At 69.3% G+C, this 24,972-nt stretch carries 22 protein-coding genes; 8 read left to right on the forward strand and 14 right to left on the reverse strand.

Annotation, left to right across the window (positions count from 1 at the left end; all coding sequences use genetic code 11):
* Positions 1-194 precede the first annotated feature (194 nt).
* From Ssi02_RS24560 to Ssi02_RS24585, 6 genes are all read right to left on the reverse strand, one after another.
* Positions 195-1,274, reverse strand: coding sequence for an SPFH domain-containing protein (locus Ssi02_RS24560; RefSeq protein ID WP_204029657.1), 1,080 nt, complete (start codon positions 1,272-1,274; stop codon positions 195-197).
* Positions 1,275-1,315: 41 nt separating this feature from the next.
* Positions 1,316-1,753 (reverse strand): NfeD family protein, encoded by a 438-nt coding sequence (locus Ssi02_RS24565; protein WP_204029659.1) that lies wholly within the window; start codon positions 1,751-1,753, stop codon positions 1,316-1,318.
* Positions 1,754-1,909: 156 nt separating this feature from the next.
* Complete coding sequence (gene fahA / locus Ssi02_RS24570) at positions 1,910-3,070, reverse strand: fumarylacetoacetase (RefSeq protein ID WP_204029660.1); 1,161 nt, start codon at positions 3,068-3,070, stop codon at positions 1,910-1,912.
* On the reverse strand, positions 3,070-3,852 hold the full coding sequence (locus Ssi02_RS24575) for a hypothetical protein (protein ID WP_239129547.1): 783 nt from the start codon (positions 3,850-3,852) through the stop codon (positions 3,070-3,072). Before Ssi02_RS24575 ends, fahA begins: the two co-directional genes overlap by 1 nt.
* Complete coding sequence (locus tag Ssi02_RS24580) at positions 3,849-5,021, reverse strand: homogentisate 1,2-dioxygenase (protein ID WP_204029680.1); 1,173 nt, start codon at positions 5,019-5,021, stop codon at positions 3,849-3,851. Before Ssi02_RS24580 ends, Ssi02_RS24575 begins: the two co-directional genes overlap by 4 nt.
* A 113-nt stretch (positions 5,022-5,134) precedes the next feature.
* Positions 5,135-5,770, reverse strand: coding sequence for a helix-turn-helix domain-containing protein (locus Ssi02_RS24585; RefSeq protein ID WP_204029688.1), 636 nt, complete (start codon positions 5,768-5,770; stop codon positions 5,135-5,137).
* A gap of 283 nt (positions 5,771-6,053) precedes the next feature.
* Here Ssi02_RS24585 and Ssi02_RS24590 point away from each other — a divergent pair, with 283 nt between their 5' ends.
* The 7 genes from Ssi02_RS24590 (at position 6,054) to Ssi02_RS24620 (ending at position 14,607) form a co-directional block, all read left to right on the forward strand.
* On the forward strand, positions 6,054-7,775 hold the full coding sequence (locus tag Ssi02_RS24590; protein WP_204029694.1) for a putative Ig domain-containing protein: 1,722 nt from the start codon (positions 6,054-6,056) through the stop codon (positions 7,773-7,775).
* 229 nt (positions 7,776-8,004) lie between these two features.
* Positions 8,005-8,451: a MarR family transcriptional regulator gene (locus Ssi02_RS24595; protein WP_204029696.1), complete on the forward strand. Its 447-nt coding sequence runs from the start codon at positions 8,005-8,007 to the stop codon at positions 8,449-8,451.
* 88 nt (positions 8,452-8,539) lie between these two features.
* The gene (locus Ssi02_RS24600) at positions 8,540-9,667 is read left to right on the forward strand and encodes an NAD(P)/FAD-dependent oxidoreductase (protein WP_204029698.1); all 1,128 of its coding nucleotides are present in this window, start codon (positions 8,540-8,542) and stop codon (positions 9,665-9,667) included.
* A gap of 103 nt (positions 9,668-9,770) precedes the next feature.
* Positions 9,771-11,069 carry a hypothetical protein gene (locus Ssi02_RS24605; protein ID WP_204029700.1) on the forward strand — a complete coding sequence of 433 codons (1,299 nt, stop codon included), beginning with the start codon at positions 9,771-9,773 and terminating at the stop codon, positions 11,067-11,069.
* 86 nt (positions 11,070-11,155) lie between these two features.
* Positions 11,156-13,726, forward strand: coding sequence for a sensor histidine kinase (locus Ssi02_RS24610; RefSeq protein WP_204029702.1), 2,571 nt, complete (start codon positions 11,156-11,158; stop codon positions 13,724-13,726).
* Entirely contained in the window at positions 13,723-14,391 is a 669-nt protein-coding gene (locus Ssi02_RS24615; RefSeq protein ID WP_204029704.1) for a response regulator, read from the forward strand. Before Ssi02_RS24610 ends, Ssi02_RS24615 begins: the two co-directional genes overlap by 4 nt.
* Positions 14,392-14,394: 3 nt before the next feature.
* Positions 14,395-14,607, forward strand: coding sequence for a hypothetical protein (locus Ssi02_RS24620; protein WP_204029706.1), 213 nt, complete (start codon positions 14,395-14,397; stop codon positions 14,605-14,607).
* Positions 14,608-14,989: 382 nt separating this feature from the next.
* On the opposite strand, the gene secD is transcribed toward Ssi02_RS24620, so the two are convergent.
* The 3 genes from secD to Ssi02_RS39890 form a co-directional block, all read right to left on the reverse strand.
* Complete coding sequence (gene secD / locus Ssi02_RS24630) at positions 14,990-17,272, reverse strand: protein translocase subunit SecD (protein WP_204029707.1); 2,283 nt, start codon at positions 17,270-17,272, stop codon at positions 14,990-14,992.
* A 40-nt stretch (positions 17,273-17,312) separates the two neighbouring features.
* The gene (locus Ssi02_RS24635; protein ID WP_204029709.1) at positions 17,313-17,735 is read right to left on the reverse strand and encodes a hypothetical protein; all 423 of its coding nucleotides are present in this window, start codon (positions 17,733-17,735) and stop codon (positions 17,313-17,315) included.
* A gap of 154 nt (positions 17,736-17,889) precedes the next feature.
* Positions 17,890-18,645 carry a putative Ig domain-containing protein gene (locus tag Ssi02_RS39890; protein WP_204029711.1) on the reverse strand — a complete coding sequence of 252 codons (756 nt, stop codon included), beginning with the start codon at positions 18,643-18,645 and terminating at the stop codon, positions 17,890-17,892.
* Between the two features lie 81 nt (positions 18,646-18,726).
* Between Ssi02_RS39890 and Ssi02_RS39895 the strand changes: the two genes are divergently transcribed.
* On the forward strand, positions 18,727-19,248 hold the full coding sequence (locus Ssi02_RS39895) for a hypothetical protein (RefSeq protein ID WP_204029713.1): 522 nt from the start codon (positions 18,727-18,729) through the stop codon (positions 19,246-19,248).
* Here the strand turns inward: Ssi02_RS39895 and Ssi02_RS24650 are convergent.
* The 5 genes from Ssi02_RS24650 to Ssi02_RS24670 all read right to left on the reverse strand — a co-directional run bounded on the left by Ssi02_RS24650 (position 19,238) and on the right by Ssi02_RS24670 (position 24,964).
* The gene (locus Ssi02_RS24650) at positions 19,238-19,852 is read right to left on the reverse strand and encodes a GTP-binding protein (protein WP_204029715.1); all 615 of its coding nucleotides are present in this window, start codon (positions 19,850-19,852) and stop codon (positions 19,238-19,240) included. The genes Ssi02_RS39895 and Ssi02_RS24650 overlap by 11 nt on opposite strands.
* Positions 19,833-20,219 carry a DUF742 domain-containing protein gene (locus Ssi02_RS24655; RefSeq protein ID WP_204029717.1) on the reverse strand — a complete coding sequence of 129 codons (387 nt, stop codon included), beginning with the start codon at positions 20,217-20,219 and terminating at the stop codon, positions 19,833-19,835. The genes Ssi02_RS24650 and Ssi02_RS24655 overlap by 20 nt, the downstream gene beginning before the upstream one ends.
* Positions 20,216-20,644, reverse strand: a complete 429-nt coding sequence (locus tag Ssi02_RS24660; RefSeq protein ID WP_204029900.1) for a roadblock/LC7 domain-containing protein — start codon at positions 20,642-20,644, stop codon at positions 20,216-20,218. Before Ssi02_RS24660 ends, Ssi02_RS24655 begins: the two co-directional genes overlap by 4 nt.
* Positions 20,645-20,729: 85 nt before the next feature.
* Positions 20,730-23,144, reverse strand: a complete 2,415-nt coding sequence (locus Ssi02_RS24665; RefSeq protein ID WP_239129553.1) for a sensor histidine kinase — start codon at positions 23,142-23,144, stop codon at positions 20,730-20,732.
* 248 nt (positions 23,145-23,392) lie between these two features.
* Positions 23,393-24,964 (reverse strand): prenyltransferase/squalene oxidase repeat-containing protein, encoded by a 1,572-nt coding sequence (locus Ssi02_RS24670; protein ID WP_204029721.1) that lies wholly within the window; start codon positions 24,962-24,964, stop codon positions 23,393-23,395.
* Between the last annotated feature and the right edge of the window lie 8 nt (positions 24,965-24,972).

The following is a 24,972-nucleotide window of genomic DNA, read 5'->3' on the forward strand; positions in this document are numbered from 1 at the left end:
TCATTCAGCTTGACCGGACCTGGCATTGAGCTTTATGAGCTGGAATGGCTCTTGAGATGCTCCCCTTGAGGTGGAGATCCTGACATTGACTCCCGCTGCGGGGGAGCCGTCGGGAGACTCCATCCGTTCCCCGTGGGAGATGTCGTCCGGCCGGGCATGCCCCCGTGGCCCGGCCGGACGACCCTCGTTCGCCGTTAATCCACGCGCTTGGCGTTCTTCTGCTGCAGATCCGCCAGCGGATCGGCTGCGGTGCCGCCTGCCGAGATCTGGCGCGGTCCTTCACCCTCAGAGGCGTCGGCGACGGCTTCCGCCGCGGCCTCGGCGGCCTGCGCGGCCTCCTCCTTCGCCGCTCGCGCCACACTCTCCTCCGAGTCGCTCGCGTCGCGGGTCGCCGCCGATCTCGGCAGCGCCTCGGTGAAGGCCCGCGATACACCCTGCAGGGCCGAGGTGACCTCGCTCGGGATCACCCAGAAGGTGTTGCCCTCGCCCTGGGCGAGCTGCGGTAGCACCTGGAGATATTGGTAGGCGAGCAGCTTGGGGTCGGGGTCGTTGCGGTGCACGGCCTGGAAGACCTGGTCGATGGCCCGCGACTGGCCTTCGGCCTTCAAGATGGCCGCGGTGCGCTCGCCCTCCGCACGCAGGATGTTGCTCTGCTTCTCGCCCTCGGCGGTCAGGATCTGCGATTGCCGCTGACCTTCGGCGGTGAGGATGGCCGCGCGCTTGTCACGCTCGGCGCGCATCTGCTTCTCCATCGCCTCTTTGATGGTCTTGGGCGGGTCGATGGCCTTGATCTCCACCCGGTTGACGCGGATGCCCCACTTGCCGGTGGCCTCGTCGAGGACCCCGCGTAGCTGGCTGTTGATGGTGTCACGGGAGGTGAGCGTGCGCTCAAGGTCCATGCCGCCGATGACGTTGCGCAGCGTGGTGACCGTCAGTTGCTCGATCGCCTGGATGTAGTTCGCGATCTCGTAGGCCGCCGCCCTCGGGTCGGTGACCTGGAAGTAGAGCACGGTGTCGATCTCGACGACCAGGTTGTCCTCGGTGATCACCGGCTGGGGGCGGAAGGAGACGACCTGTTCGCGCAGGTCGATCATGGGGTGGACACGGTCGATGTACGGAATGACGAAGTTCAGCCCGGGCTGCAATGTGCGGTGGTACCGCCCGAGCCGTTCCACATTGCGGGCTCGGGCCTGGGGCACGATACGGACGGCCCGCAGGACGGTGAACACGGCGAACAACGCTATAAGCAGGCCGGCTACCAGCACCGCTTCCATGGTGACTCCTCTTCGTCGGCTACCGGGGGGCCTCGGCGGATCTATTCCCGCGGGTAGACCAGAGCGGTGGCCCCCTCGATCTGCATGACGTCCACCGTGGCACCCTCAGGTATCACGAGCGTCTCGTCGAAGGAACGGGCCGACCACTCCTCGCCGCCGATGCGCACCCGTCCGCTGCGGGCGGTGACCTCCTGCGTGACATAGGCGGACTGGCCGATGAGCGCCTGCACACCGAAACGCTGGGAGGGCAGGGCGGCCTGGCGGAGGTGGCGGGTGGCGATGGGTCTGATCACCAGCATCCCGGACGCCGCGGCCAGCACGAAGACGCCGAGTTGGAGGGGCAAAGGCAGGCCCACGGCGGCCACCCCCGCGGTGAGAAGGGCGGCTCCACCCAGTAGCCCCAGCGCGGTGGTCAGCGTGAAGATCTCCGCCACCCCGAGGGCAACCGCGAGAATCAGCCAGATGATCCACGCTTCCATGCCCGTCCTCCCGTCGGCCCGGGACGGCCTCCGGTCTGTAGGCGCGCCTCGTGCCCTATTCCTACGTTAGCTCGCACCATAGGTATAAAGCGGACGTCAGTCCAATAGGAATCGGCTTGTGGCCGCCGGGAGGGTTGCTTACCGGAATTACCCGACCTATCGGGCGGGTTTGACGGTCCCGGTCACCTCCCCGAGGGCCAGACCGCCCGCCGTCGCCGAGATCGTGACGGTGTCGCCGTCCTCCAGGAAGGTCCGCGTCTCGCCGTTCGCCAGCTTGATCGGCTCTGTGCCGTTCCAGGTCATCTCGATGAACGAGCCCCGCTCGCCGGACTCCGCGCCCGACACCGTGCCGCTGGCGAAAAGGTCACCCGTGCGGAGGGACGCGCCGTTCACCGTCATGTGGGCGAGCATTTGATCCGGCGTCCAGTACATCCCCCGGTAGGGCGGCCGTGAGACCACCTCGCCGTTGAGCCGCACCTCCATCGCCAGATCGAGCCCCCAGTTCTCCGCCCGGCGCAGATAGTCCATCGGCTCGGGCTCCTGCGCCCGGCCCGGCACCCGCACGTGCTCCAGCGCCGCCAGCGGGGTGATCCACGGGGAGACGGAGGTGGCGAACGACTTCCCGAGGAACGGTCCGAGCGGCACATATTCCCACGCCTGGATGTCTCGCGCGCTCCAGTCGTTCACCAGGGTCACGCCGAACACGTGGTCGGCGAAGCTCCCCGCCCGCTCCCCGAGAGCCGTCGGCACTCCCACGACGAATCCCAGCTCGACCTCGATGTCCAGCTTCGCCGACGGGCCGAACACCGGCCCGGGCGCCCGCTGGCCCGACGGCCGCACGACGGACGTGCCCGACGCCACCACCGTGCCCGCCCGCCCGTGGTAGCCCACGGGCAGATGACGCCAGTTCGGCTTCAGCGGCTCCTCGTCCGGGCGGAACATCCGCCCCAGGTTCGAGGCGTGCTCCAGCGAACAGTAGAAGTCCACATAATCCGCCACCTCGAAGGGCATGTGCATCCGCACCTCGGCCAGCGGCACAAGGTGCGTCTCCGCCGTGCCCCGCGATTCCTCCTGCGTCAGCAGCGCCTGCACCCGCCGCCGCGTCTCGTCCCACGCCGCACGTCCGCGCGCCAGGAAGGGGTTCAGCGACCCCGAGGCGAACACCTCGTCCGCCAGCGCGGGCGCGAGATCGAGGACGTAATCACCGATGCGCACACCCACCGCGCGCCGATCCTCGCCTGACCTGGAGAAAGCCCCATAAGGCAGGTTGTCCACATCGAAGGCCGACCCCGCGGCACCCGGCACCCAAGTCGGCATCAGCCGTTCCCCTCCTCGATCAGGCCCAATGCCCGAAGCTCCGCGATCGGCGTGCTCGTGCTGCACGACCCATAACTCACCATCAGTTCCCGCGCCCGCCGCGCCGTCTCCACCGGTACGGCATGAGCCGCCTTGACCAGATCCTCGCTCTCGGCCGAGGCGAGGATCTCGAAGGGGCTCTCCCGCTGGACCGCGGCGCACGTGGCGAGCAGGATGTTGAGGAAGCCGTGGCGATAGACGTCGAGCTCGGGATCGTAGTGGCGGACCGCGTGATGCAGCCCCGCCGTGGCCTTGAACGGAAGGCCGAGATCGACGCAGATCTCGATGAACGACCCCAGCTCCTCCGGCGTCGGAAACATCTCCGGCGTGACCCCGCCGCAGCGCACCTTCGCCGCGAGCCCCGGTGTGTGCTTCAGCGCCGCCACCGCGGCGAGCCAGCCGGGTGCGCATCTGTCGGGCTCGACGTAGACGGGCAGGCCGGTCGCCAGGCACTCGTTCACGAGGGGTTCGGTGCCCTGGGCCGGCAGGTCGATCGACACGATGTTCAAGCTGTTCGTGCCTGGCAGCTCGCCCTTGTCCAGGATCAGCCCGATATGCGGCGGCGGGCGGTCGGCGAGCTGACCCAGCCGGGTCGCCGGACACAGGAAGAGATGCGTCAGCACCGGGCTGCGCCCGGAGAGGTCACGGGCGTGCCGGGCGAGCGCCTCGTCCATCGGCAGGGAAGTGGGCGGGAACAACCCCGCGTCGTCCACCAGCCGCTCGAACAGCGGTGACGCCGTCACCGCGCCCACGTCCAGGCGTAAGCCGGGTCCTCGCAGGCCAGCGCCGCCTCACCCAGGTCAAGCGGGCGGAAGGTGTCCACCATCACGGCCAGCTCGCTCGTGATCACGTGCCCCTTCCTGACCGCGTCGATCGACGCCTCCACCGCGCCGGGCTGCGGGCCGTGCGTGAAACCGGCCGGGTGCAGCGAGATCGAGCCGACGTCGATGCCGGACCCCTTGCGCGCGGTGTAGTCGCCGCCCACGTAGAACATGAACTCGTCGGAGTCGACGTTGTGGTGGTTGTAGGGGATCGGGATGGCTTCTGGGTGGAAGTCGAGGGGGCGGGGGCAGAAGGAGCAGATCACGAAGTTCGGCCCCTCGAAGGTCTGGTGCACCGGCGGCGGCGCGTGGGTGCGCTTCACGATCGGCTCGAAGTCGGCGATGTTGAACGCGTAGGGGTAGAGGTAGCCGTCCCAGCCGACCACGTCGAACGGGTGATTGCGGTAGACAAGCCGCGTCAGCCCGCCGCGCGTGCGCACAAGCACCGGCACCTCCTCGCCCTCCACCAGCAGGGGCTCGCCAGGGGCGCGGAGATCACGCTCGCAGTAGGGCGCGTGCTCAAGGAACTGGCCGTATTTCGACAGATAGCGCTTCGGCGGCCTAATGTGCCCCGACGCCTCGATCGCCAGCGCCGTCACCCGGGCCGACAGCGGCACCCAGCGGTGGATGGTGCCGGTGGGGATCACGACATAATCCCCTTCGCCCACCTCCAGCGCACCGTAGGTCGACTCGAACCTCGCGGTGCCCTCCTGGATGTAGACGCACTCGTCGCCCATGGAGTTGCGGTAGAGCTCACTCGGGTCGCCGACCGAGGCGTACGAAATGCGGACGTCGCCGTTGCCCGTGAGCAGCCGCCTGCCCGTGACGAGGTCGCCGCCCGACGGCAGATCCTGGGTGCGGAAGTGCCTCGGCGACAGCGGCAGGTTCGGCGACAGCACCGACCCGGCCGGCGGCTCGACCGCCTCCGCCTTGATGATCGCCGTCGGAAGATACCGGTGGTAGAGGAGCGACGAGTCCGACGAGAACCCTTCCTCTCCCATCAGCTCCTCGGCGTACAACCCGCCATCGGGCCGCCGGAACTGCACATGACGCTTCCGCGGAACCTCTCCCACGACCCGGTAGTACGGCATGGCCCCACTCCACCCTCTGTCCGTTTATCGGACGCTACTGTCCTCTATACGTACGACAATCGGCCATGGGGGAGCGTATGTCAAACATCTCGCGGTGGATCGACGGCGCCACGTCAGGACCTGAGCGCCTCCGAGAGCTCGGTGGCCGCCTGGAGAACGTGGTGGCCGGTGCTCTCGGTGGCGAGCGGGCCGAAGCTCACCACGCCCACCGACGCCTCCAGGCCGGGGAGGCCCGCGATGGGGGCGGCGATGCCGCGGGCGCCCTCCTGGAGTTGGCCCTCGGTCGCGCGATAGCCCGTGTCGCCATGGCGGGCGGCGAGGATGGCGAGACCGGCGGCGCCGCGGTTGAGCGGGTGGCGGGAGCCTTCGCGGTAGGCGACGTGGAGGTCGGTCCAGGAGGGTTCGACCACGGCCACGGCCAGACCGTCGTCCCCCTCGGCGACGGTGAGGTGGGCCGTCGCGCCCACCCGTTCGGCCAGGCGGCGCAACGTGGGGAGCGCGGCGGCCCGCAACAGGGGTTGTACGGCTTGCGCCAGGGCGAGCACCCCGAAACCCAGGTGGACACGGCCCTCGCGGTCACGGCGCACGAAACCCTCGTTCTGGAGCGCGGTGACCAGCCGGTAGACGACGGGACGGCTGAGCGACAGGTCGGCGGCGAGCTCGGTGGGAGTGCGGGGACCGTGGCCACCGGCGAGCAGCCGGAGGAGGCGCAGGCCCCGCTCCAACGTCTGAGAGGACTCCGCCGCCATCACACGCACCACCACAGATCACGCATGTATTCGATTATCCGGCGCGACTCGGCCGGGAAAGGTGCGCGTATCGCTGGAAGATCGTCACGCTCTGTGATCGCATGGGCATTCGTTGAACGTGCGTCGGGTAGAACCGCCACGTTCTCACACCTGGCGGCCCGGCTTTCGCCGTACACCCGGCCGGTTGGACCGCCGCCGCTTCGACAGCAACGGGGGATCGATGTCCAACCACCACACAGGGGAGCGAACGTCGCCACGAAGGCCCTGGTCCGGGGCACTGCTCGTGGCGAGCATCGCCGGCGCCGCCGGTTTCGCCGCTCTCCCCGCCCACGCGGAGCAGCGCAGTGTCCCGGGGGCCGCGCCGCGTGGAGTGAAGCTGCACACGCTTTTCGCGGGCTCAGCCAGTGAGCAGCTCGCCTGTGCGCACTCGCTGGGCAAGAGCATGGTCGTGACCCGCTGGTCGGGGGCCGCCATCGGGGCCGACGGTCGTGCCTACGACGTCGACGTGTCGAGCGCCCGGCCGCAGCAGGCACCGGGGGCGGATCTGGCGCCGCAGTGGGATCTGGAGCAGTCGGAGAGCGGCGAGCGTGCCGATCGGGTCGAGGGTGCCGATCGGGGCGAGCGTGCCGATCGGGTCGAGCGTGCTGAGAAGGCCGAAGGCGTCGATCGAGGCGAACGCGGTGAGAAGGCCGAAGGCGCCGATCGGATCGAACGTGCGGAGAAGCCGGAACGCACGGAGGAAGCCGGGCGAGTCGAGCGGGCTCACGTGCCGCCACCGCTGTTCAACGACCGGGCGGCGCAGGTGCGGCTCGACGAGCACCGGTGGACGTTGGACGACACGTTGGACTCCGCCAAGGACGATGACCGTGACGTGGCCGCACAGGCGGGAGCCGACCCGCTGCCCTCGGCGGCCGAGGAGTTGCAGGCGGAGGCCGACGACAGGAAGCCGTCCCTCACCTCGGACGTGGCGGACCTCACCAGCGGAAAGCCCCTCACCGCCGGCAAACCGCCGACCTCGGGAAAGCCGTCGACGGCGGGCAAGCCGCTGACCTCCGGCAAACCCCTGACGGCGGGCAAGCCGTCGGCGAAGAAGCCGCCGGCGAAGAAGCCGAGGTCCGCGAGCACCGCGCTCCTTGGGCAGGGCGACCGCGCGCAGGGGCAGGTGTTCGCCCCGCAGGCCGATGAGTTCGCGGGCGACGTCAAGCCGGAGACACCCGCCGAGGGCGCCGTGAAGTCGCCGGAGATCGCCGTCGCCGACGGAGTGGAGTCCGCCGCGGAGAAGCCGGCTAAAGGGCGTTTCGCGGTGGCCCCGCTGGAATATGCCGGTGAGACCGGGACCCCGCTCAAGGGGCTGATCGGCGTCACCGGCGGACGGGACGACGCTCTCGTCACCGTCACTGTCAGCGATCTCGCCGCGCTGCCCGACGGTGTGGTCGTGGGGCCCGACGGCAGGCTGAGCGGCACGCCGACGCAGGCAGGCACCTTTGAGGTGCCCGTCAAGGTCTGCGCGGCGGGGGCCTGCCGCTATGCCATCGTCACGTTCACCATCGCCGAAGGCGCCGGCCCCATGGTGGCCGGAGCCGCGCCGGAGGCCGATCCGCTGGGACCGGTCGAGATCGCCGAGCCCGTGCCCGCGGCTCCCGCGGTCAGCCCGCAGCGGCCCGAGGAGGCCGCCGGCACTGCGCGCCCGGGGGAGTCCGGCGTCGTCATCGGATCGCTTCTCGATCTCGCCTTGAGCCTCTCCAGCAGCGGGCCCTCCATCGCGCAGGCCCATTTGAAGGGTCTGGAGCAGGTCTTCAAGAAGTGGCTCGCTCAAGGAAAACCGAAGATGCTCTGGTTCGGGCCGGGGCAACTTCTCGTGAGTTCCACCAAGGGAGACGGCACCTACACCATCAAGGTTACCGACGGCAAAGGCGGCCTGGCCGTGCTCAACGTGAGTGTCAATCCCCGTGTCCCCGAGGGCGGCCGATTCTTCACATGGCCTCGGCACTTCCCGCTTAAGTAACCCTGGTTTATCCGGCGATCCCGCACTGGGGCGGCTCATCGGACCGCCCCAGTGTTCCCTTTTGCTGCTGGTGAATTCTTGGGGTATTCGGGCGTGGCTCTTGAGGTTTCGGGGCAGTCCTCTACGTTGGTGGGGGAAGAGGAGGTCTCCCGGGAACTGCGTCTCTCCGTGGGGAGAGATGGGAAAGAGGGGTGTGCCCGTGTCGTCGGAACCTGGGGCCAGAGCGAAGATGGTCGAGGCGGTTTCGGACCAGGCGCGCATCGCCGCGATGAGGTCGATGCTCTTTCATATGGGGCTGGCCGCGAAGGCGGGGATCAATGCGAGCGACTTCAATTGTGTCGCGCTGCTGGACAAGGAAGGGCCCATGCCGCCGCAGCAGCTCGCCGAAAGGATCGGGCTGGGCCGCGGCGGGGCGATCACGGTGATGGTTGACCGGTTGGAAATGGCGGGATATGTGCGGCGCCGTAGGCATGCGGACGACCGCGGCAGGGTCTTCGTGGAGCTGGTGCGCGGGGGACCCTATAACCGGCTGCAGAAGATAATCGCCGACGTCAGCCTGGCCTTCACCGAATTGGCGGAGAGTTATAGCGATGCCGAGCTGGCGGTCATCCAGGATTTCGCCAGCCGGGCCAACGACGTCGTGCTGGGGCAGACGCTGAGGCTCGGGGGCGCCTGAGCCCGCCGGCCCCGCGCACCACACCGACATGCTGATATCCGGCCAATGGGATGATTCGGGCAAATGTCTTCAGGGCAGGATGATCAGCATGAAATCTGCGGTCGTGGTCGGGGCGGGCATCTGGGGTGTGTCGCTCGCGTGGAAGCTGGCTGAGCTGGGATGGCGGGTCACGGTGGTGGAGCAGCACCACCCAGGACATGTACGGCAGGCCAGCGCGGGCGAGACGAGGTTGATCAGGGCGGCCCACGGTACGGACGAGTGGTACACCCGCATGGCCTGGACGGCGCGGACCGGCTGGCGGGAGATCGAGCGGCGGGCCGGAGAGGAACTCTTCATCGAGGCGGGGCTTGTGTGGTTCGCACGGGACGCGGACGGCTGGGAACGTGCCAGTGCCCGCACGCTGGCGGAGGCCGGCATCCCGCACGAAATGTGGGAGCCCGAGCGGGCGGGCCGGATGTTCCCGGACTTCTCGGCGGACGGTGTGGAGTTCGCCCTGTGGGAGCCGGGGGCCGGCGTGGTGCGGGCACGGCGGTCGGTGCAGGTGCTGGCCGGCCTGGCCAGGGCCGCCGGGGTCGAGTTCGTGCGCGCGCGGGCTCTGCCGTACCCGAAGCCGGGGATGAGGGGGGTCGTGCTCGACGGCGGTGAGGTGCTCGCGGCCGATCGGGTGGTCTGGGCCAGTGGGGCGTGGATGCCGGAGGTCTTCCCGGAGATCGGCAAGCTTGAGGTGACAAAGCAGGACACGTTTCACTTCGGCGTGCCGGCCGCCTGGACGGCACCGCGGGTGCCCGCGTGGGTGGATTACGACCTCTCGGCCTACGGCCACGGCGACATCGACGGAACCGGCATGAAGGCCACCTCGGACGCCGAGGGCGAACCTTACGACCCGGAGAACGGCAGCCGCGCCGTCTCGGCGTCGAGTGAGCGGATGTCCCGCGCCTACCTGGCCCGCCGCTTCCCCTCCCTGGCCGCCGCTCCGGTGGTGTTCACCCAGGTCTGTCAGTACATCTCCACGCCGGACGGCAACTGGATCATCGCGGAGGTGGACGACGGGGTGTGGCTGCTCGGCGGTGACTCGGGGCACGGGTTCAAGCACGCCCCCGCCCTGGCGGACTACATGGCCGCGATCCTTTCGGACAAGGAGGAACCGGAGGCCAGGTTCGGTCTGCACGACCGCACATGGGCCCGCGGGTTGCGCACCAGCGGCCAGACGGAGTGATCTGTTCACCCCTGCTTTCGGTGAGGGCCCTGGTCCTGGGTAGATCGTCCGGTTACAGTGCTATTTGATCGTTTCCAGGATCGGTGACGGGGGTTGAGGCGCAATGCGAATGGCTCTCCGGAGGGTCTTCGCCGTGGTCGCGGGTATGGCGGTGCTCGGCATGGGAGTGCCCGCCGCCAGTGCGCTCTCCCCGGACGATCCGCGGGACTGCACCGGCGACCTCGGCGCCGACACCCCCTCCTACGTGGTGTGCCGCTGGCTGAACACCCCGGAGGAGGCCCGCGAGGCCGCGATGTACTGGCTCACCTCCGGCGCCCTTGAGGCGGCCAAGCCGTCCGAGGGCGCCTACTGCCCCGAGGGCCAGGAGTGCCTGACGGAGGTCACCGGTGAGCCGGTCGAGGGCGGCGAGGGCGACCCCGCGCCCGAGGACCACGTCGAGGACGACGCCAAGCCCGAGTGCGACCCACCCGGTTCGGCGTGTTACGTCGACGCGGAAGAGGTCCGGGCCGACGAGGCCGCCGTGGCCGCGGCGGGGGAGAGCGACACGGGCAAGGCGCTGACGGCTGCCGCGGACGCGCGCCTGCGCACCTGGGTGAGCACGGAGCTGGCCGACGACTGGAAGGCCGGCGACGAGGCGTACACCGACGCGCTCAAGCGGGTCGTGGCGCAGGCTTCCCGGCCCGGTGTGGTGGGGGTGCGGTTCACCTCGCAACTCGGCTACAACGACACGTTCACCGACACCGAGGAGATCAACCGCTTTGTCGCGGCGACGTCCAAGGTGCTGCGCGAAGCCGTACCCGGCAAGAAGCTGGCGCTCCACACGGTCGTGCCCGAGCTCGCGTGCGGCACGTCGGAGGAGTGCCGGGCGGAGATGCGGCAGAAGTATCCCCGCGTGACCCCCGAGCAGGTCGAGACGTATCTGACCTCCGGGGCCGTCGACCAGCTCGCGATCGACGACGGGCTGCTCGGGCAGTATTCCCGCTGGAAGATCGACGCCGAGAAGGCCCAGCGCAACCAGTGGCTCCAGGTCCAGGCGCGCGCCTGGGACGCCTACGGGCAGATCGCGGCCGAGGACGCCGGTCTCATCAAACCGGGTGGTTCCCCCCTGAACGCCGCGCAGGCCGACAAGACGGTGGCCGAGCGCGTCGCGATGCCGCTGCTGGCCAATGCCGCCGAGGTCGTGAACGTGTGGACCCGATGGCAGGACGCCGAAGGCGTCGCCCACACCGTGTACGGCAAAGCCTTCGCGGCCAATCCCACCTGGGACAGGCTGGCCAAGCTCGACGAGGTGAAGCCGCGGCTGGCGACGTTCTACGACCCGGCGAGCCCGGAGGTGGACACGGCGACCGATGTGGCAAAGCTCGCCGAGGTGTTCGGCCAGGTCTACGTTAATCTAAGCTGACCTGCCTAAATTCCCCCATAAGTTCGGGTCCTGATCAGGGCGTGCACGCCCGGTCGTAGCCTGGACTTTCTAAGGAGGGGAGTTCCATGGCACGCGGGCGGTTGCGCGTCTACCTGGGCGCGGCCCCCGGCGTCGGCAAGACATACTCGATGCTGAGCGAGGGCCTCCGGCGTCAGGGACGAGGCACCGATGTGGCGGTCGGCCTGGTGGAGACGCACGGGCGCAAAGTCACGGCGGCGCTCTTGGACGGGCTTGAGGTCATTCCCCGCCGGGAGATGACACACCGGAACGTGACATTCACCGAGATGGATGTCGACGCCGTGATCGAGCGCAAACCCAAGGTCGCGCTCGTCGACGAGCTGGCCCACACCAACGTGCCGGGCTCCCGCAACGACAAACGCTGGCAGGACATCGAGGAGATCCTCGACGCCGGCATCGATGTGATCTCCACGGTGAACATCCAGCACCTGGAGTCGGTCAACGACGTCGTCCAGCGCATCACGGGTGTGCCGCAGCGGGAGACCGTGCCCGACGAGGTCGTCCGCCGCGCCGACCAGGTCGAACTCGTCGACATCGACCCCGAGGCGCTGCGCCGCCGCATGGCGCACGGCAACGTCTACCCGCCGGAGAAGATCGACGCCTCCCTGTCCAACTACTTCCGCGAGGGCAACCTGACCGCCCTGCGCGAGCTGGCGCTGCTGTGGGTGGCGGGCAAGGTCGACGAGCAGCTCGACCGCTACCGCGCGGGCCACCACATCGACGACGTGTGGGAGACCCGCGAGCGGGTCGTGGTGGCGTTGACCGGCGGCCCCGAGGGCGACACCCTGGTACGGCGGGCCGCCCGCATCGCCGCCCGCACCAAGGGGGCCGATCTGCTCGCGGTGCACATCACCCGCGCCGACGGCCTGATCGGGGCCGACCCCGCCAACCTGGCCCGGCAGCGCACCCTCGTGGAGAGCCTCGGCGGCACCTACCACCAGGTCGTGGGCGACGACGTGCCGAGAGCGCTGATCGACTTCGCCGAGGGTGTCAACGCCACCCAGCTCGTGCTGGGCGCGTCCCGCCGCGGCAGGTGGGCCCAGCTCCTCGCCAGGGGCGTGGGGGTGACGACCACGGCGTTGTCCGGCCCCATCGACGTGCACCTCGTGACCCACGCCGAGGTCGCGGGCGGCGGCAGGCGGTCCGGCAGGCCGCCGCGGGAAGTCCTGTCGCGCGGGCGCCGGGCCGCCGGGTGGGCGATGGCGCTGGTCGGCATGCCCGGCGTGGCATGGTTGCTTGAGCCCTACCGCGGCTGGCTGACGTTGTCGACCGAGATCGTGCTGTTCCTGCTGATGGTGATCTGCGTGGCCCTGGTCGGCGGCATGAAACCGGCGATCACCGCGGCCTTCGTGGGGTTCGCCCTGCTCAACTGGTTCTTCACTCCGCCCTTCCACTCCTTCGGGGTGACCGGGCTGGAAAACCTCCTCGCCCTGTCGATCTACGTGCTGGTCGCCGCGATGGTGAGCGCCGTGGTCGACCTGGCGGCCCGCCGCACCCGGGAGGCCGCCCGTGCGAGGGCCGACGCCGAGGTGTTGTCGACGCTCGCCGGCAGCGTGCTGCGCGGCGAACACGCGCTGAACGCCCTGCTGGCGCGGCTGCGGGAGACCTTCGGGCTGTCGTCGGTGACGCTGCTGGAGCGTGCCGAGGAGCCGAGCCCCGGCGACACCTCCGATCCGACGGCGTGGCGCATCGTGGCGACGGCGGGCGGCGCGCCCTGTACGGCGCCGGCCCTGTCGGACACCGACGTGACCATCGACGACGAACTCGTGCTGACGGCCAACGGCAGGCTGCTGGACGCCTCCGACCGCCGGGTGCTTGAGGCGTTCGCCGCCGAGGCGGCGGTCGCGCTGCGGCAGGAGCGGCTGCGCCGGGAGGCCGAGCGGGCCAGGCCGCTCGCCGAGGCCGACAAGATGCGCACGGCGCTGCTCGCGGCGGTCAGCCACGATCTGCGCACGCCGCTGGCGTCGGCGAAGGCGGCGGTGGAGAGCCTGCGCACGACCGACGTGCAGTGGAGCGAGCAGGACGAGGAGGAACTGCTCGCGACGGCGGAGGAGTCGCTGGACAAGCTGGACCGGCTGGTGGCCAACCTGCTCGACATGAGCCGGCTGCAGGCGGGGGTGCTGGGCCTGTCGCCGCAGCCGGTGGTGCTGGAGGAGGTCTTTCCCCGGGCGCTGGACGATCTGGGAACGGACGCGGAGCGTGTTCACCGCACATGGCCGGATTTTTTGCCACCTGTAGCGGCTGATCCGGCTCTTCTGGAACGGGTGTTGGTGAACTTGATGTCCAATGCCGTCCGGTACAGTCCACCGGAGGAACGGGTGCTGGTCACGGCCGGCGTCCTTGGGCAGATCATGGAGATCAGGGTGATCGATCGAGGTCCCGGGGTGCCGGACACCGATCGCGAACGCATTTTCCTGCCCTTCCAGCGTCTCGGCGACCGCGACAACCACAGCGGAGTCGGCCTCGGTCTCGCACTCGCCCGCGGCCTCGCCGAGGCGATGAGCGGGTCGCTCACTCCCGAGGAGACGCCCGGAGGGGGACTCACCATGGTTCTCACCCTGCCCTTGGACCTCCCTCCGGACCAGCTTGAGCACAACCCAGTGGAGGGGCCGGCATGACCCGCATCCTGGTCGTCGACGACGAACCCCAGCTCTTGCGTGCCCTCCGGGTCAACCTGGTGGCCCGGCAATACGAGGTGGCGGTCGCCGCCGACGGCGGCACCGCCCTCAGGCAGGCCGCCGACTGGCACCCCGACCTCGTCGTGCTCGACCTCGGCCTGCCCGACATGGACGGCGTCGAGGTCATCCACGGGCTGCGCGGCTGGACCCGCATCCCGATCATCGTGCTGTCCGGCCGCGCCGACAGCCACGACAAGGTCGACGCCCTCGACGCCGGCGCCGACGACTACGTCACCAAGCCCTTCGGCATCGACGAGCTCCTGGCCCGCATCCGCGCCGTGACCCGCCGCGCCACCGTCTCCGAGGGCGGCTCCCCCCGAGTCCAGGTGGGGTCCTTCGAGGTCGACTTGGCCGCCAAGACCATCTCCGGCGGCATCCGGCTCACCCCCACCGAATGGCACCTCCTCGAACTGCTGGTCCGCAACCCGGGCAAACTCATCAGCCAGCGCCAGCTCCTCACCGAGGTCTGGGGCCCCGCCTACGTGAAGGAAAGCCACTACCTCCGGCAGTACATGGCCCAGCTCCGCCGCAAACTGGAAGCCGATCCCGGCCGCCCGGCCCACCTCCTGACCGAACCCGGCATGGGCTACCGCTTCCAACCTTGACCGTTGCTTTTCGCACGTCCGGTGGCCGACGCGGTTCGCCCGGTCGTCGAGTGGATCGATCACCCGCCGGCCGCCTCGCTCACCGCGATCGACCGGGGTAAGCCGGTCGGCATGTCCCTGAAGACCCTCAAGCCCGACGACGCCACTCGCCTGGGCGCCTATACCGAGGAACGGCTTCGCCGTCTCCGCACCCCGGGGGGCGCCCAGGCGGGGTGATAGGGGGAGCCTCGGTGTCTCGCCTGTGCCCATCCTCATGACCCACCCACGGGCGGAGGCCAAGTGCCGGTGAGCGGCGGGTGCGCACGGCGGCGGTAAGGGCCTCCGGCGGCGCGTGGTGGGAGCGGGCCTTGGGTCCACGTGGGCTGTGCCGTGAAGATCCCTGCCGTGAAGATCCCTACCGTAATGAACCCTACCGTAATGAACCCTGCGGTAAGAGAGCCCTGCGGTAAGAGAGCCCTGCCGTTACAAGCTCTGCAGTAACAAGCCCTGCAGTAACAAGCCCTGCAGTAACAAGCCCTGCAGTAACAAGCCCTGCCGTGACGGGCCCTGAGGTCCGGGGATCCCCGCGTGCTGGGACGAAGGGATCCCCGGAGGGCGCCTACACCACGGCGCCGCTGCCCTCACGTGGCCGTCCGGTGCGTTTGGCCTTGGGGCGGGGTGGTGGGGTGGTGCTGAAGCGTTCGAGGCCGATGGCGAGGGGGGCGGCGACGAACGCGGAGGAGAAGGTGCCCGTGATGATGCCGATGAGCAGCGCGACCGCGAAGTCGGTGAGCGAGTCACCGCCGAGGGCGGCCAGGGCGGCGAGGATGAACAGCGCCCCGAGCCCGGTGCTGATCGTGCGTGGCACGGTTTGCAGGATGGCCGAGTTGGCGATCCCCGCGAGCGGTGCCTTGGGTTGCCCGGCCCACAGTTCGCGGACGCGGTCGAAGACGACGACCTTGTCGTTCACCGAGTAGCCGATGACGGTCAGCATCGCGGCGAGGAACACCCCGTCGATGGGCTTGCCGAGCCAGGCGAACACCCCGACGACGGCGGCCACGTCGACGGAGAGGGCGAGGACGGCGGCGGTCCCGAAGGACCAGCGGAACCGGAAGGCGAGGTAGAGCAGCTGGGCGGCCAGGGCGACGCCGAGGGCGATGAGGGCGTTGCGCCGGAGTTCCTCGCCGAGGCTGGGCCCGATGAGCTCGTCGCGCTGTTTGACGGCGTCTCCGGCGCCGAGACCGGAGAGCGCCTCACCGATCTTGACGACCTCGTCGTTGCCGATCTGCCCGGTGCGGACGGAGATGCCGTCGCCGCTGCTCTGTACGACGGCGCTGGGGAAGCCGGCGTCGGCGACGGCCTGCCTGGCGACGTCGGCGCCGACGGTCTTGGTGGTGGCGAACTCCATGACACGCCCGCCGGTGAACTCGACGCCGAAGTTGAGTCCCCGGACGAACAGCCCGGACAGGGCGACCACGGCGAGGAGGGCGGCGGTGCCGAGCCAGAGGTTGCGGCGTTTCATCAGGTCGGGTGCGCGCCTGGTGAGCCACGCCCGCACTCTGCCGATGCTCGAGATGCCGGTGATGCGGGGCCGGTTGGAGATGAGGCGCCGGTCGAGGGCCCAGGTGGCCAGCACCCGCGTGATCAGCATGGCGGACACGAGGGAGGCGATGACGCCGATCGACAGTGTCACGCCGAAGCCGCGCACGGGGCCGGAGGCGAGGACGAACAGCAGTCCGGCGGCGAGGAGTGTGGTCACGTTGGAGTCGGCCACGGCGCTCCACGCGTTGCGGAACCCCTTCTCCAAAGATCCGCGCAGCCCCTTGGCGGGGGCGGCGCCGTATTCCTCGCGGGCGCGTTCGAAGACCAGCACGTTGGCGTCGACCGCCATGCCGATGGCGAGCACGAACCCGGCGAGTCCCGGCAGAGTGAGGGTCGCGCCGAAGGCGACGAGGGCGGCGTAGGAGATCAGCGCGTAGCAGGCCAGCGCCACGGTGGCGAGCAGGCCGAGCAGGCGGTACATCACGATGATGAACACCGCGGTGAGCAGGGCGCCGATGACGGCGGCCTGGGCGCTCGCGGTGATCGCGGCGGCGCCGAGCGTGGGGCCGACGGTCCGCTGCTCGATGATCTCCACGGGCACGGGGAGGGCGCCGCCCTTGATGAGGACGGCGAGGTCCTCGGCCTCTTCCGGGGTGAAGTTGCCGATGATCTGCCGCGGGCCGCCGGTGCCGGCGTTGCAGCCGACGCTCTCGTTGATCTGCGGCGAGGAAATGATCTTGTTGTCGAGCACGATGGCGACGCGCCGCTGCGGGTCGCCGTAGGGGGCGCAGGCGGCGGTCCCCTCCAGCTTGGCCCAGTCGCGGTCGCCTTCGGTGCGGAAGTTCATGTCGACGAACCATCCGCCGCCGCTCTGCGGATCGACCCCGGCGGAGGCGTCGGCCACGCCGTCGCCGGTCAGCCCGGCGGCCCCGAGCCGCAGGCGTTGCCCGGACTCGTCGGGCAGGATGAGTTCGCCCTTCTTAGGGGTGGCCTGGGCATCGGCGATGCCGAGCACCTGGTGGAAGGTGAGTTGCGCGGTCTGGCCGATCACCTCGGCGGCCTTGCGGGGGTCGAGCACGCCGGGCAGTTCGACGATGATCCGCTGTTCGCCCGAGCGCACCATGACGGGGTCGACGACGCCGAGCCCGTCGGCGCGGCGGCGGAGCACCTCGGCGGTGCGGTCGGTGGCTTCGGAGTTGGCTTTGACGGTGGGGGAGTCGCGGGTCTCGAAGACGAGCTGGGTGCCGCCGCGCAGGTCGAGGCCGAGGCGGGGCGACATGGAGAACACGATGGCGATCGAGGCCACGATGATGGCGAGCGCGGGTAGCGCACGCCACAGATAGGGACGTGGACGTGACACGGTAAAGCCTCCACAGGCAGGGCAGAGGGGAAAAGTTCGCTCAGACCTGTGGAGAGGGCGGCGCGCGGCCGGACGCGACCCCGAGGGTGGTGAGCGGGCGTGCCCGCACGTCCCCGGGGACGGCTGTGATCTGTGAGACGGGCCGGACGCCTGCTGTGCCGTACGGCAGAGCCGCCGTGGCCCAGGACCCGCCGGTGGGCGCCGGAGCCGCGGTGCCGCCCGCCGCCGCCATGCGCGGCCATTCGGGCGCGACGGGCTGGGACTTGGGCGCGGTGGGCTCACGGTCCTCGGCCGCGGAGACCGCGACCGAGACGGGCGCCGCGCCGCCGCCGAAGCCGAAGGCGTGCAGCGCCGCCGTGGTGAGGGCACCGTGGCCGGTGGTCAGCAGCACGCTGACGAGCAGCACGAGCAGAGCGTGTGGCGCTGTGCGCCCACGCGCCGGCTCTGCCCGCCCGACGGCCACCATGACCTCGCTGAAGGTAAATGTATGGGTTTGATCTTTTAAACGTGATCTGCCGCCCACGCTACCCGCTGGGCGCGCCGTACCGGACATCGAATGCGGAACGCCGCCGGACCGGATGATCTCGGCGGCGCCGCATCTACTGCCACAGAAGGGCTTAGTCCCAGCTGACGTACAGGCGCCGGAGGCCGATCGTGGATCTTGTCTTGGCGATCGTCACGGCGATGGTGATGTTCGCGCACAACGTCCCGGCACACACCTTGATCGGCACCTTGTAGGTCCCGGCGGTGGTGGGGGTGCCGGTGATCTTCCCGTCGGGGGTGACGGTGATGCCAGGCGGTAGTTTGGCGGGGTCGGTGATGGTGTAGGTGACCTTGACCCCTGCGGGGGTGCCGGTCGTGGTGATGGAGCCCGATACAGGTTGACCGGGGACGCTGGTGTAGCTCGCCGACACCACCCAGTGAGCGGTGCTCGCCGGGGCGACGGCGAGCGACAGTGTGAAGGGGACACACTCCGCGGCGGCGCACATCTTGACCGGCACCTTGAACGTGCCACTGGCGGTGGGCGTACCGATGATCTTGCCGCGACGGGTGACGGTAATGCCGGGCGGCAACGCGGTGGCGTCGGTGACCACGTATTTGATCCTCACGCCCGCAGGGAGCCCGATGGCGGAGACGTAGCCGGTCGCGGGTTCGCCGACCGTGCCGGCGAAGCGGACCGACACCTGCCAGTGCGCGAAGGTGAGAGGGGGCACCACCACGATCGGGATGGTCGTCGTCTGGCAGATGCCCGCCGCGCACATGCGCACGGGCACCTGATAGGTGCCGATCTTGGTGGGGGTGCCGGAGATCGTGCCGGAGGCGGAGAAGGTGAGGCCTGGCGGCAACGTGGCGGGATCGGCGGTGACGGTCACGGATTCCCCGCTTGAGACCGTGAACACATAGCGCCCGGTGTATGCCTCGCCCAGGACGGCCGGACCGCTCTTGCTGGTGACGTGAAAGTCGGCAGGTTCGGCGAAGGGGTTCGGCGAGACGTCGGGGTCGGGCACGGGCGGAGTGACCGGCACGCCGGTCTCCGCAACGCCGGCCACCGCAACGCCGGCCACCGCAACGCCGGCCACCGCAACGCCGGCCACCGCAACGCCGGCCACCGCAACGCCGGTCTCCGCAACGCCGGTCTCCGCGGCGCCGAGCGCCATATGCGCGCTGTCAGGCGATGCCGGCGAGGCGTGGGCGGCGGGAAGGCCGGAAAGAGCCGTGTTCCCCCACACGGCGGCGAGGACCGTGCATATCAGGACCCGGCGGCCCCCGGGTACGCCGAAGCGGACTGTGGACATGTGACTCCCCCGAGTGCAGGTGTTGATCACTGCCTACATACCCGCGCGGCGAAGCCCGCTCCGCTCGTGGTGATCTCTTGGGCCAACGCGGAGATCCGTGTAAGAAAGGCCCGGGGACCGGTCAGAGTCCCCAGGCCGTGTGCGTTGTGTGCGGTTGGAAGGTGTGCGGTTAGGAGGTGACGTTCTCGGGGCGAGGGCGCTTGCCCCGGGTGAGCATGGCGTGCTGGACGAGGTTGATGAGCACCTCTTTCCCGGAGTCGCGCTTACGCGCGTCGCACAGGATGACCGGGATGCTGGGAGCGATCCCGAGTGCCATCCGCACCTCGTCGAGTGCGTACTGACGCGCTCCCTCGAAGCAGTTCACCGCGACGACGAAGGGGGTGCCGCGGCGTTCGAAGAAGTCCACGGACGGGAAGCAGTCGGCGAGTTTGCGGGTGTCGGCGAGCACGACGGCGCCGAGGGCGCCGAGGGCCAGCTCGTCCCAGACAAACCAGAACCGCTCCTGCCCGGGGGTGCCGAACAGGTAGAGGACGTACTGGTCTTTGATGGTGATGCGTCCGAAGTCCATCGCGACCGTCGTCGTCGCCTTGGCCTCCACCCCCGAGATGTCGTCGACGCCGACGCTCCGGTTGGTGAGGGTTTCCTCCGTACGGAGGGGCGTGGTTTCCGACACCGCGCCGACCAGCGTGGTCTTGCCGGCTCCGAACCCTCCCGCGATCAGGATTTTGATCGCCGAGGGGATACGCTTGCGCCCTCCGCCTCGCTCAGAGCGACCGAAGTCCATCGATCACCGCCTGGTAGAAGCAGTCGTCGTCCAATTCGGTCTCCGGGTGGGGTTCCTGCACGTCGATGAAGCCCCGGTCGAGCAGATCGCCGAGCAGCACCCGGATGGTGCCCGCAGGCAGGTCCATGCGGGCGGCGATCTCCGCGACGGACAGGAAGTCGTCGCAGAGCCTGAGGATGGTGAGGTGTTCCGGACCCAGCCCGATCTCGACGGGCGACGGTGTGCGGGTGGCCACCACCAGGGAGATGAGGTCGAACTTCCCGCGGGTCGGCTCGGTGCGCCCGCGTGTCATGACATAGGGACGGACGATCGGGCCCGCTTCTTCGTCGAGCCAGCGATCCTCGTTGAATTCCTCGGGCGATCTCATCGGGCCGCTTCGCTCCCTGCGCGGCTCTCAGGCGTGCGCGCCGGCGAGGTGAGATATTGCCCGACCCTGGCGACCAGCATCGCCATTTCGTAGGCCACGAGTCCGATGTCGGCCTCCTCACGGCAGAGCACCGCCAGGCACGCGCCCTCCCCCGCCACGGTCACGAGCAGGAAAACCGACCGCATCTCGATGATGGTCTGGCGTACGGCACCGCCGCCGAAACGCTCACTCACTCCTCTGGCCAGGCTCTGCACCCCGGCCGCCACGGCCGAAAGGTGCTCGGCGTCGTCGGCTTTGAGTCCGTGCGACGAGGCCATCAACAGGCCGTCCGTGGAGAGCAGGATGCCGTGCTCGGCTTCCTGCACACGCCCGACAAGGTCGTCTAGCAACCAGGTGAGGTCGGCGGAAGAGCTCTTCTGCGCCACTCGTTGTCCTCCTTCTGCCGGCCGAATCTGCCGTTGCCGACCTCCGGTGCTCCGGCACTCATGCGGGTCGTGATCGACGTGGGGTTCAAGTCGTCGACCCGTCTTCTGATGGAGGCGGTACCGGGCCGCCTGAATGAGGAGTTCCCGACCCGTTCGGCTCGGATGCCGGGTGAGTGTCCGGCTTGAGCAGTGCCGCCGCGTCGGACCTGCCGCGTAGCGTGCCGGTCTGGAACGACCCCATGAGTCTGCGGATCTCATCAGGCGAGCGCTCGCTGTCCCCGTCGTCGGCGCTCGAGTCGTCTGTGAGAGGTCCGTCGGTGCGCAGGCGAGGGGCGAGGCTCGCCTGAGGCACCCTGAAGGGCAATCCGGAGGGGGTGAACTCTGTCACCGGTGGAGGGCTTTCCCGCTGGGCGGGCGGTGGTGCCTTTCTACGGCCGTGCGACTCCGTCCGGTCGCTCGGCGGGCCCGCGTGGCGCCCGCCGCCGAACGGTCCGCTGTCGCGCGGCTCCGGCACCGCCGTCAAGGTGGGCCGGCGAACGGGTTCCTGCGGGGGCACCGCGCTGTTCACCGAGGCGATCCTGACGAGCGGGCCGTCGTATCCGGTGTCGCCGGAGGGGAGGGCGTCCGGGCCATCGGAGGTGTCCTCCTCCACGCTCTCGTCGTCTTCGAGCACGATCTCGTGGGGGAGCAGGATGACGGCGGTGGTGCCGCCGTAAGGCGAGTCTTTGAGCGATACACGCACGTGGTGGCGTTCGGCGAGCCGGCTCACCACATAGAGGCCGAGGCGGGCGGTGCTCGACAGGTTGAACTCCGGCGGGTCGGCGATGCGCTCGTTGGCTTCGGCCAGGTCCTCGGGGCTCATCCCAAGGCCTCTGTCCTCGACCTCGATCGCGTAGCCGTTGGACACGCGCTGCCCGCTGACCTGCACCATCGTGTAGGGCGGCGAGAAGGCGGCGGCGTTCTCCACCAGCTCGGCCAGCAGGTGGATGACGTCGCCGACGGCCCGTCCGACGAGGCGCGCGTCTCCCATGGGGAGTACGGTGACCCGCGTGTAGTCCTCGACCTCAGCCAGCGCGCCGCGCACGACGTCGACCATCGGCACGGGCCGGCGCCAGGCGCGGCCCGGTGACGAGCCGGACAACACGATGAGGTTCTCCGCGTTGCGCCGCATGCGTGTGGCCAGGTGGTCGACCCTGAAGAGGTCTTTCAGCTCGGTCGCGTTGGTCTCCCGCCGCTCCATCGCGTCCAGCAGCGTCAGCTGGCGGTGGACGAGCGACTGGGTGCGGCGGGCCAGGCTGAGCAGGATGTCGCGGATGCTGCGGCGCAGCTCGGCCTGTTCGACGGCGACCTCGATGGCGGTGCGCTGCACCGCGTTGAACGCCTCACCCACCTGGCCGATCTCGTCGGTGCCGAAGGCCAGCGGCGGCGCCTCGGTCTCGACGTCCACCTCCTCGCCGTGGCCGAGTCTGCTGACGACGCCGGGCAGGCGCTCGTTGGCGAGCTCCCAGGCCGAGGTGCGCAGTTTGGAGAGCTGGGCGACCAGAGCGCGGGTCGTGGTGATGGAGAGCACGACGGAAGCGATGACGGCGAAGAGGCCTAGTCCGCCGGCGAGCGCGAGCCGGACGAAGATTCCGACGACCACGGGCTGGGTGCGGTCAAGGAGGCGGTTGCCTCCGGTGTCGACGAGTTTCTCCAGCTCGTTGAGCACTGCGGGGGCTGCCGTGTTCCACTGTTCGGCGGTGATGGGAGGCGTTGTGCTGTGCACATCACTTTGCAGGAGATTGTTCTGCAAAGCCCGAAAACGGGTAAATAGGGCGCCCTTAACTAGGGTTGTGTACTCATTCCTATCGAAATCTGGCAGGTCAGCGGCAGCTCGGCTCACGTGGAATTGCTGCGCGCCCACGAGCTGGGCATAGAGCGTTCGCTCGGCGTTGCCGAAACGGCCGGCGGCCAGGAACCCCGCGACGAGCGCGTCCTCCTGGGCGAGGAGCTCCTTGGCCCGGCTCATCTCGATGAGGGTGGCCGCGTCCCTGGCGATGTCGTCGTCGTCCAGGGCGCCGACGGACTCGTAGACGCGGAAGAAGGCGTCGATGATGTCGGTGTAGCTCTTCAGCAGCCGCTCGCTGCTGCCCGCACCACCGCCCTTGGCGATGGAACGCATCGAGGCCAGCCCGTCCAAGTGCTTCAGGCTTTCCTGCATACGCTCCGTGAGCTGGGCGGACGCCGCGAGTTCGACGCTGCTCGTATCTATCGAGGTGCGATACTCGGTGGCCAGCGTGTCGGTGCGGGCCTGCTGGAGCTCCAGCGCTGAGCGGTTCTGCGCGCTGGGTGCGCCCACCTGGATCAAGGCGAGCCGCCGTTCGCGCTGGAGCTCGACCACGAGCGCCGAGCCCGGATCGGCGACGGAGGAGTTGAGGGTCGCGATCCACAGGATGTTCATGCCATCGCGCAAGGTCACCCATGCGGCGAACACCCACAGCGCGGCCAGCGACACCAGCATGGCTGTGACCTTGGTTCGCACACGCGAGTTGCGAAGGCGCATTACACCCGTCCCGGCGAAATGATTTCGAGTGGGCCCGCCATCTTGGCCGGCTGCTTAACAGCTCTTCACAGCCAGATGTCACGGAGCGTGGAACGCCGCAGCGCCCCACGCCTCGGGAACTTTAGCAATAAGCGGAAATTGGCTCAAGGCGGCATTGTCTACATGTGACAATGTGTCCGTCTTTAGCGGGTGTGCCTGGTTTATGGTTATATTGCCCGATGTTGAGCGGTAAAGGGTGAGCTGACCTGGGCCAGATGAGCTGCTGTGACGACCGAGGATCGCACGATGGCGGCCGGGAGGTACAGATCCTTGTCCACCCAGAGTGGCGGTTCGTTCTCCAGCCAGTCCGCCGCCTCGGTGCGGGCGAGCAGGAACTCCGTCCCCTGGGCCACCGCGACGTCCACCGCTCCTCGCCAGCGGTGGTCGGTGACCGGACGGGTCATCAGCAGCGTGTGCAGGGCGTAGGCGGTCTCCTCGGCTGTGCCGTACCACCTGCCCCACGAACCGTCGGGGCGCTGCGTGTCGAGGGTCCACCGCACAGCCGCCCCCACGGCGGCGCGTACGGCGGGAGCCTCGATGCCGTAGTGATCGAGGGCGAGCGCGCACGAGGCCGTCGCGTAATAGGGAGAGGTATGCCAGCGGTCGGTCCAGCTGCCGTCGGGCTCCTGCCGTTCCAGCAGCCACCACGACAACTTCCGCCGGGTCATGTGGTGATCGGATCTGGATTGGCGGCGGGCGTGGGCGCCGAATACGTCGAGCACGTGGGCGTTGACCGACACCGATTCCCCCTCCTCACCAGGCCAGGTGCAAAAGTGGGTGGGAAGCTCATAGCGCCGCAGCACTTCGGGGTCGACCTGGGCGTTCAGCAGCTCGAGAGTGTAGAGCGCGACCGCGGTCGTGTCGGCGTCCATCGGTAGCCCGCTGCTCGTGCACGCCCCCAGGGGCTTCAGCGCGGCGCTCATCTCCGTCACCATCGACGCCGGGGCCGCGTAGGTGAGCCCCGCCCGCGACAGGCCGCTGAGCACCCACGATCTTTCGAATGTGGTGATCGGATAGGTGCACGGTGCGAGCCAGGAGTGATCGGCGGCGGTGCTCTCCAGATAACGCAGCGGCGACTCGGGTACGGCGACGCCGTCCTTGCCGAGCCATGCCGCCGTGGCCGCGGGCGACGCTCCGACGCTGCCCGTCGCCGCAGGGCGGACCGCCGGCGCCCGGCGCGCACTGGGGCCTGCGACCTCCAACAGGTGCACGAATTTATCCGGCAAATCCGCACCTGAGGAGACTCGTGCGCGCACTGCGTCGAGTGTCTCCGGAGCCACCCCGGCGGGCAGGGGCAGCCTCGCCTCACCCTTCCATTGGTCCAGGCCGGGCACCTCGCGCTCGCCGAGCGCGGCCAGATGCTCGTTCACCTGGGTGACCAGGGACAGGAGGATCAATTCCACACCCGGGGTGTCGGGCAGGGGGGAGGGACGGTCGCTCAGGCGGCGGAAGGCCGACGCCAGCCCCCTGTCGATCGCGGGTGTCAGGGAGTCGCTGTCCTCGGAGCGGTCCAGGAGGCCGAGCAGCGCCTCCGTGGCGCTCAGCGTGGGCACCAGACTGTAGTCCCCGGGGCCGCCCCAGCCCCCGTCGGCCCGCTGGCTGTCGATCACATGGCGGACGCGCCGGTCGTGGCCGGTCAGCCAGGGAGCAAAGGAGACCAGGCGGGCCGTCTCATAGATCGAGGCGGAGACCTCCCCGTGGGGACGGTCGGCCAGTCTCGTGATCACATCGCTTAGCACACCGGTTC

The sequence above is a fragment of the Sinosporangium siamense genome, from assembly GCF_016863435.1.
Taxonomy (GTDB): domain Bacteria; phylum Actinomycetota; class Actinomycetes; order Streptosporangiales; family Streptosporangiaceae; genus Sinosporangium; species Sinosporangium siamense.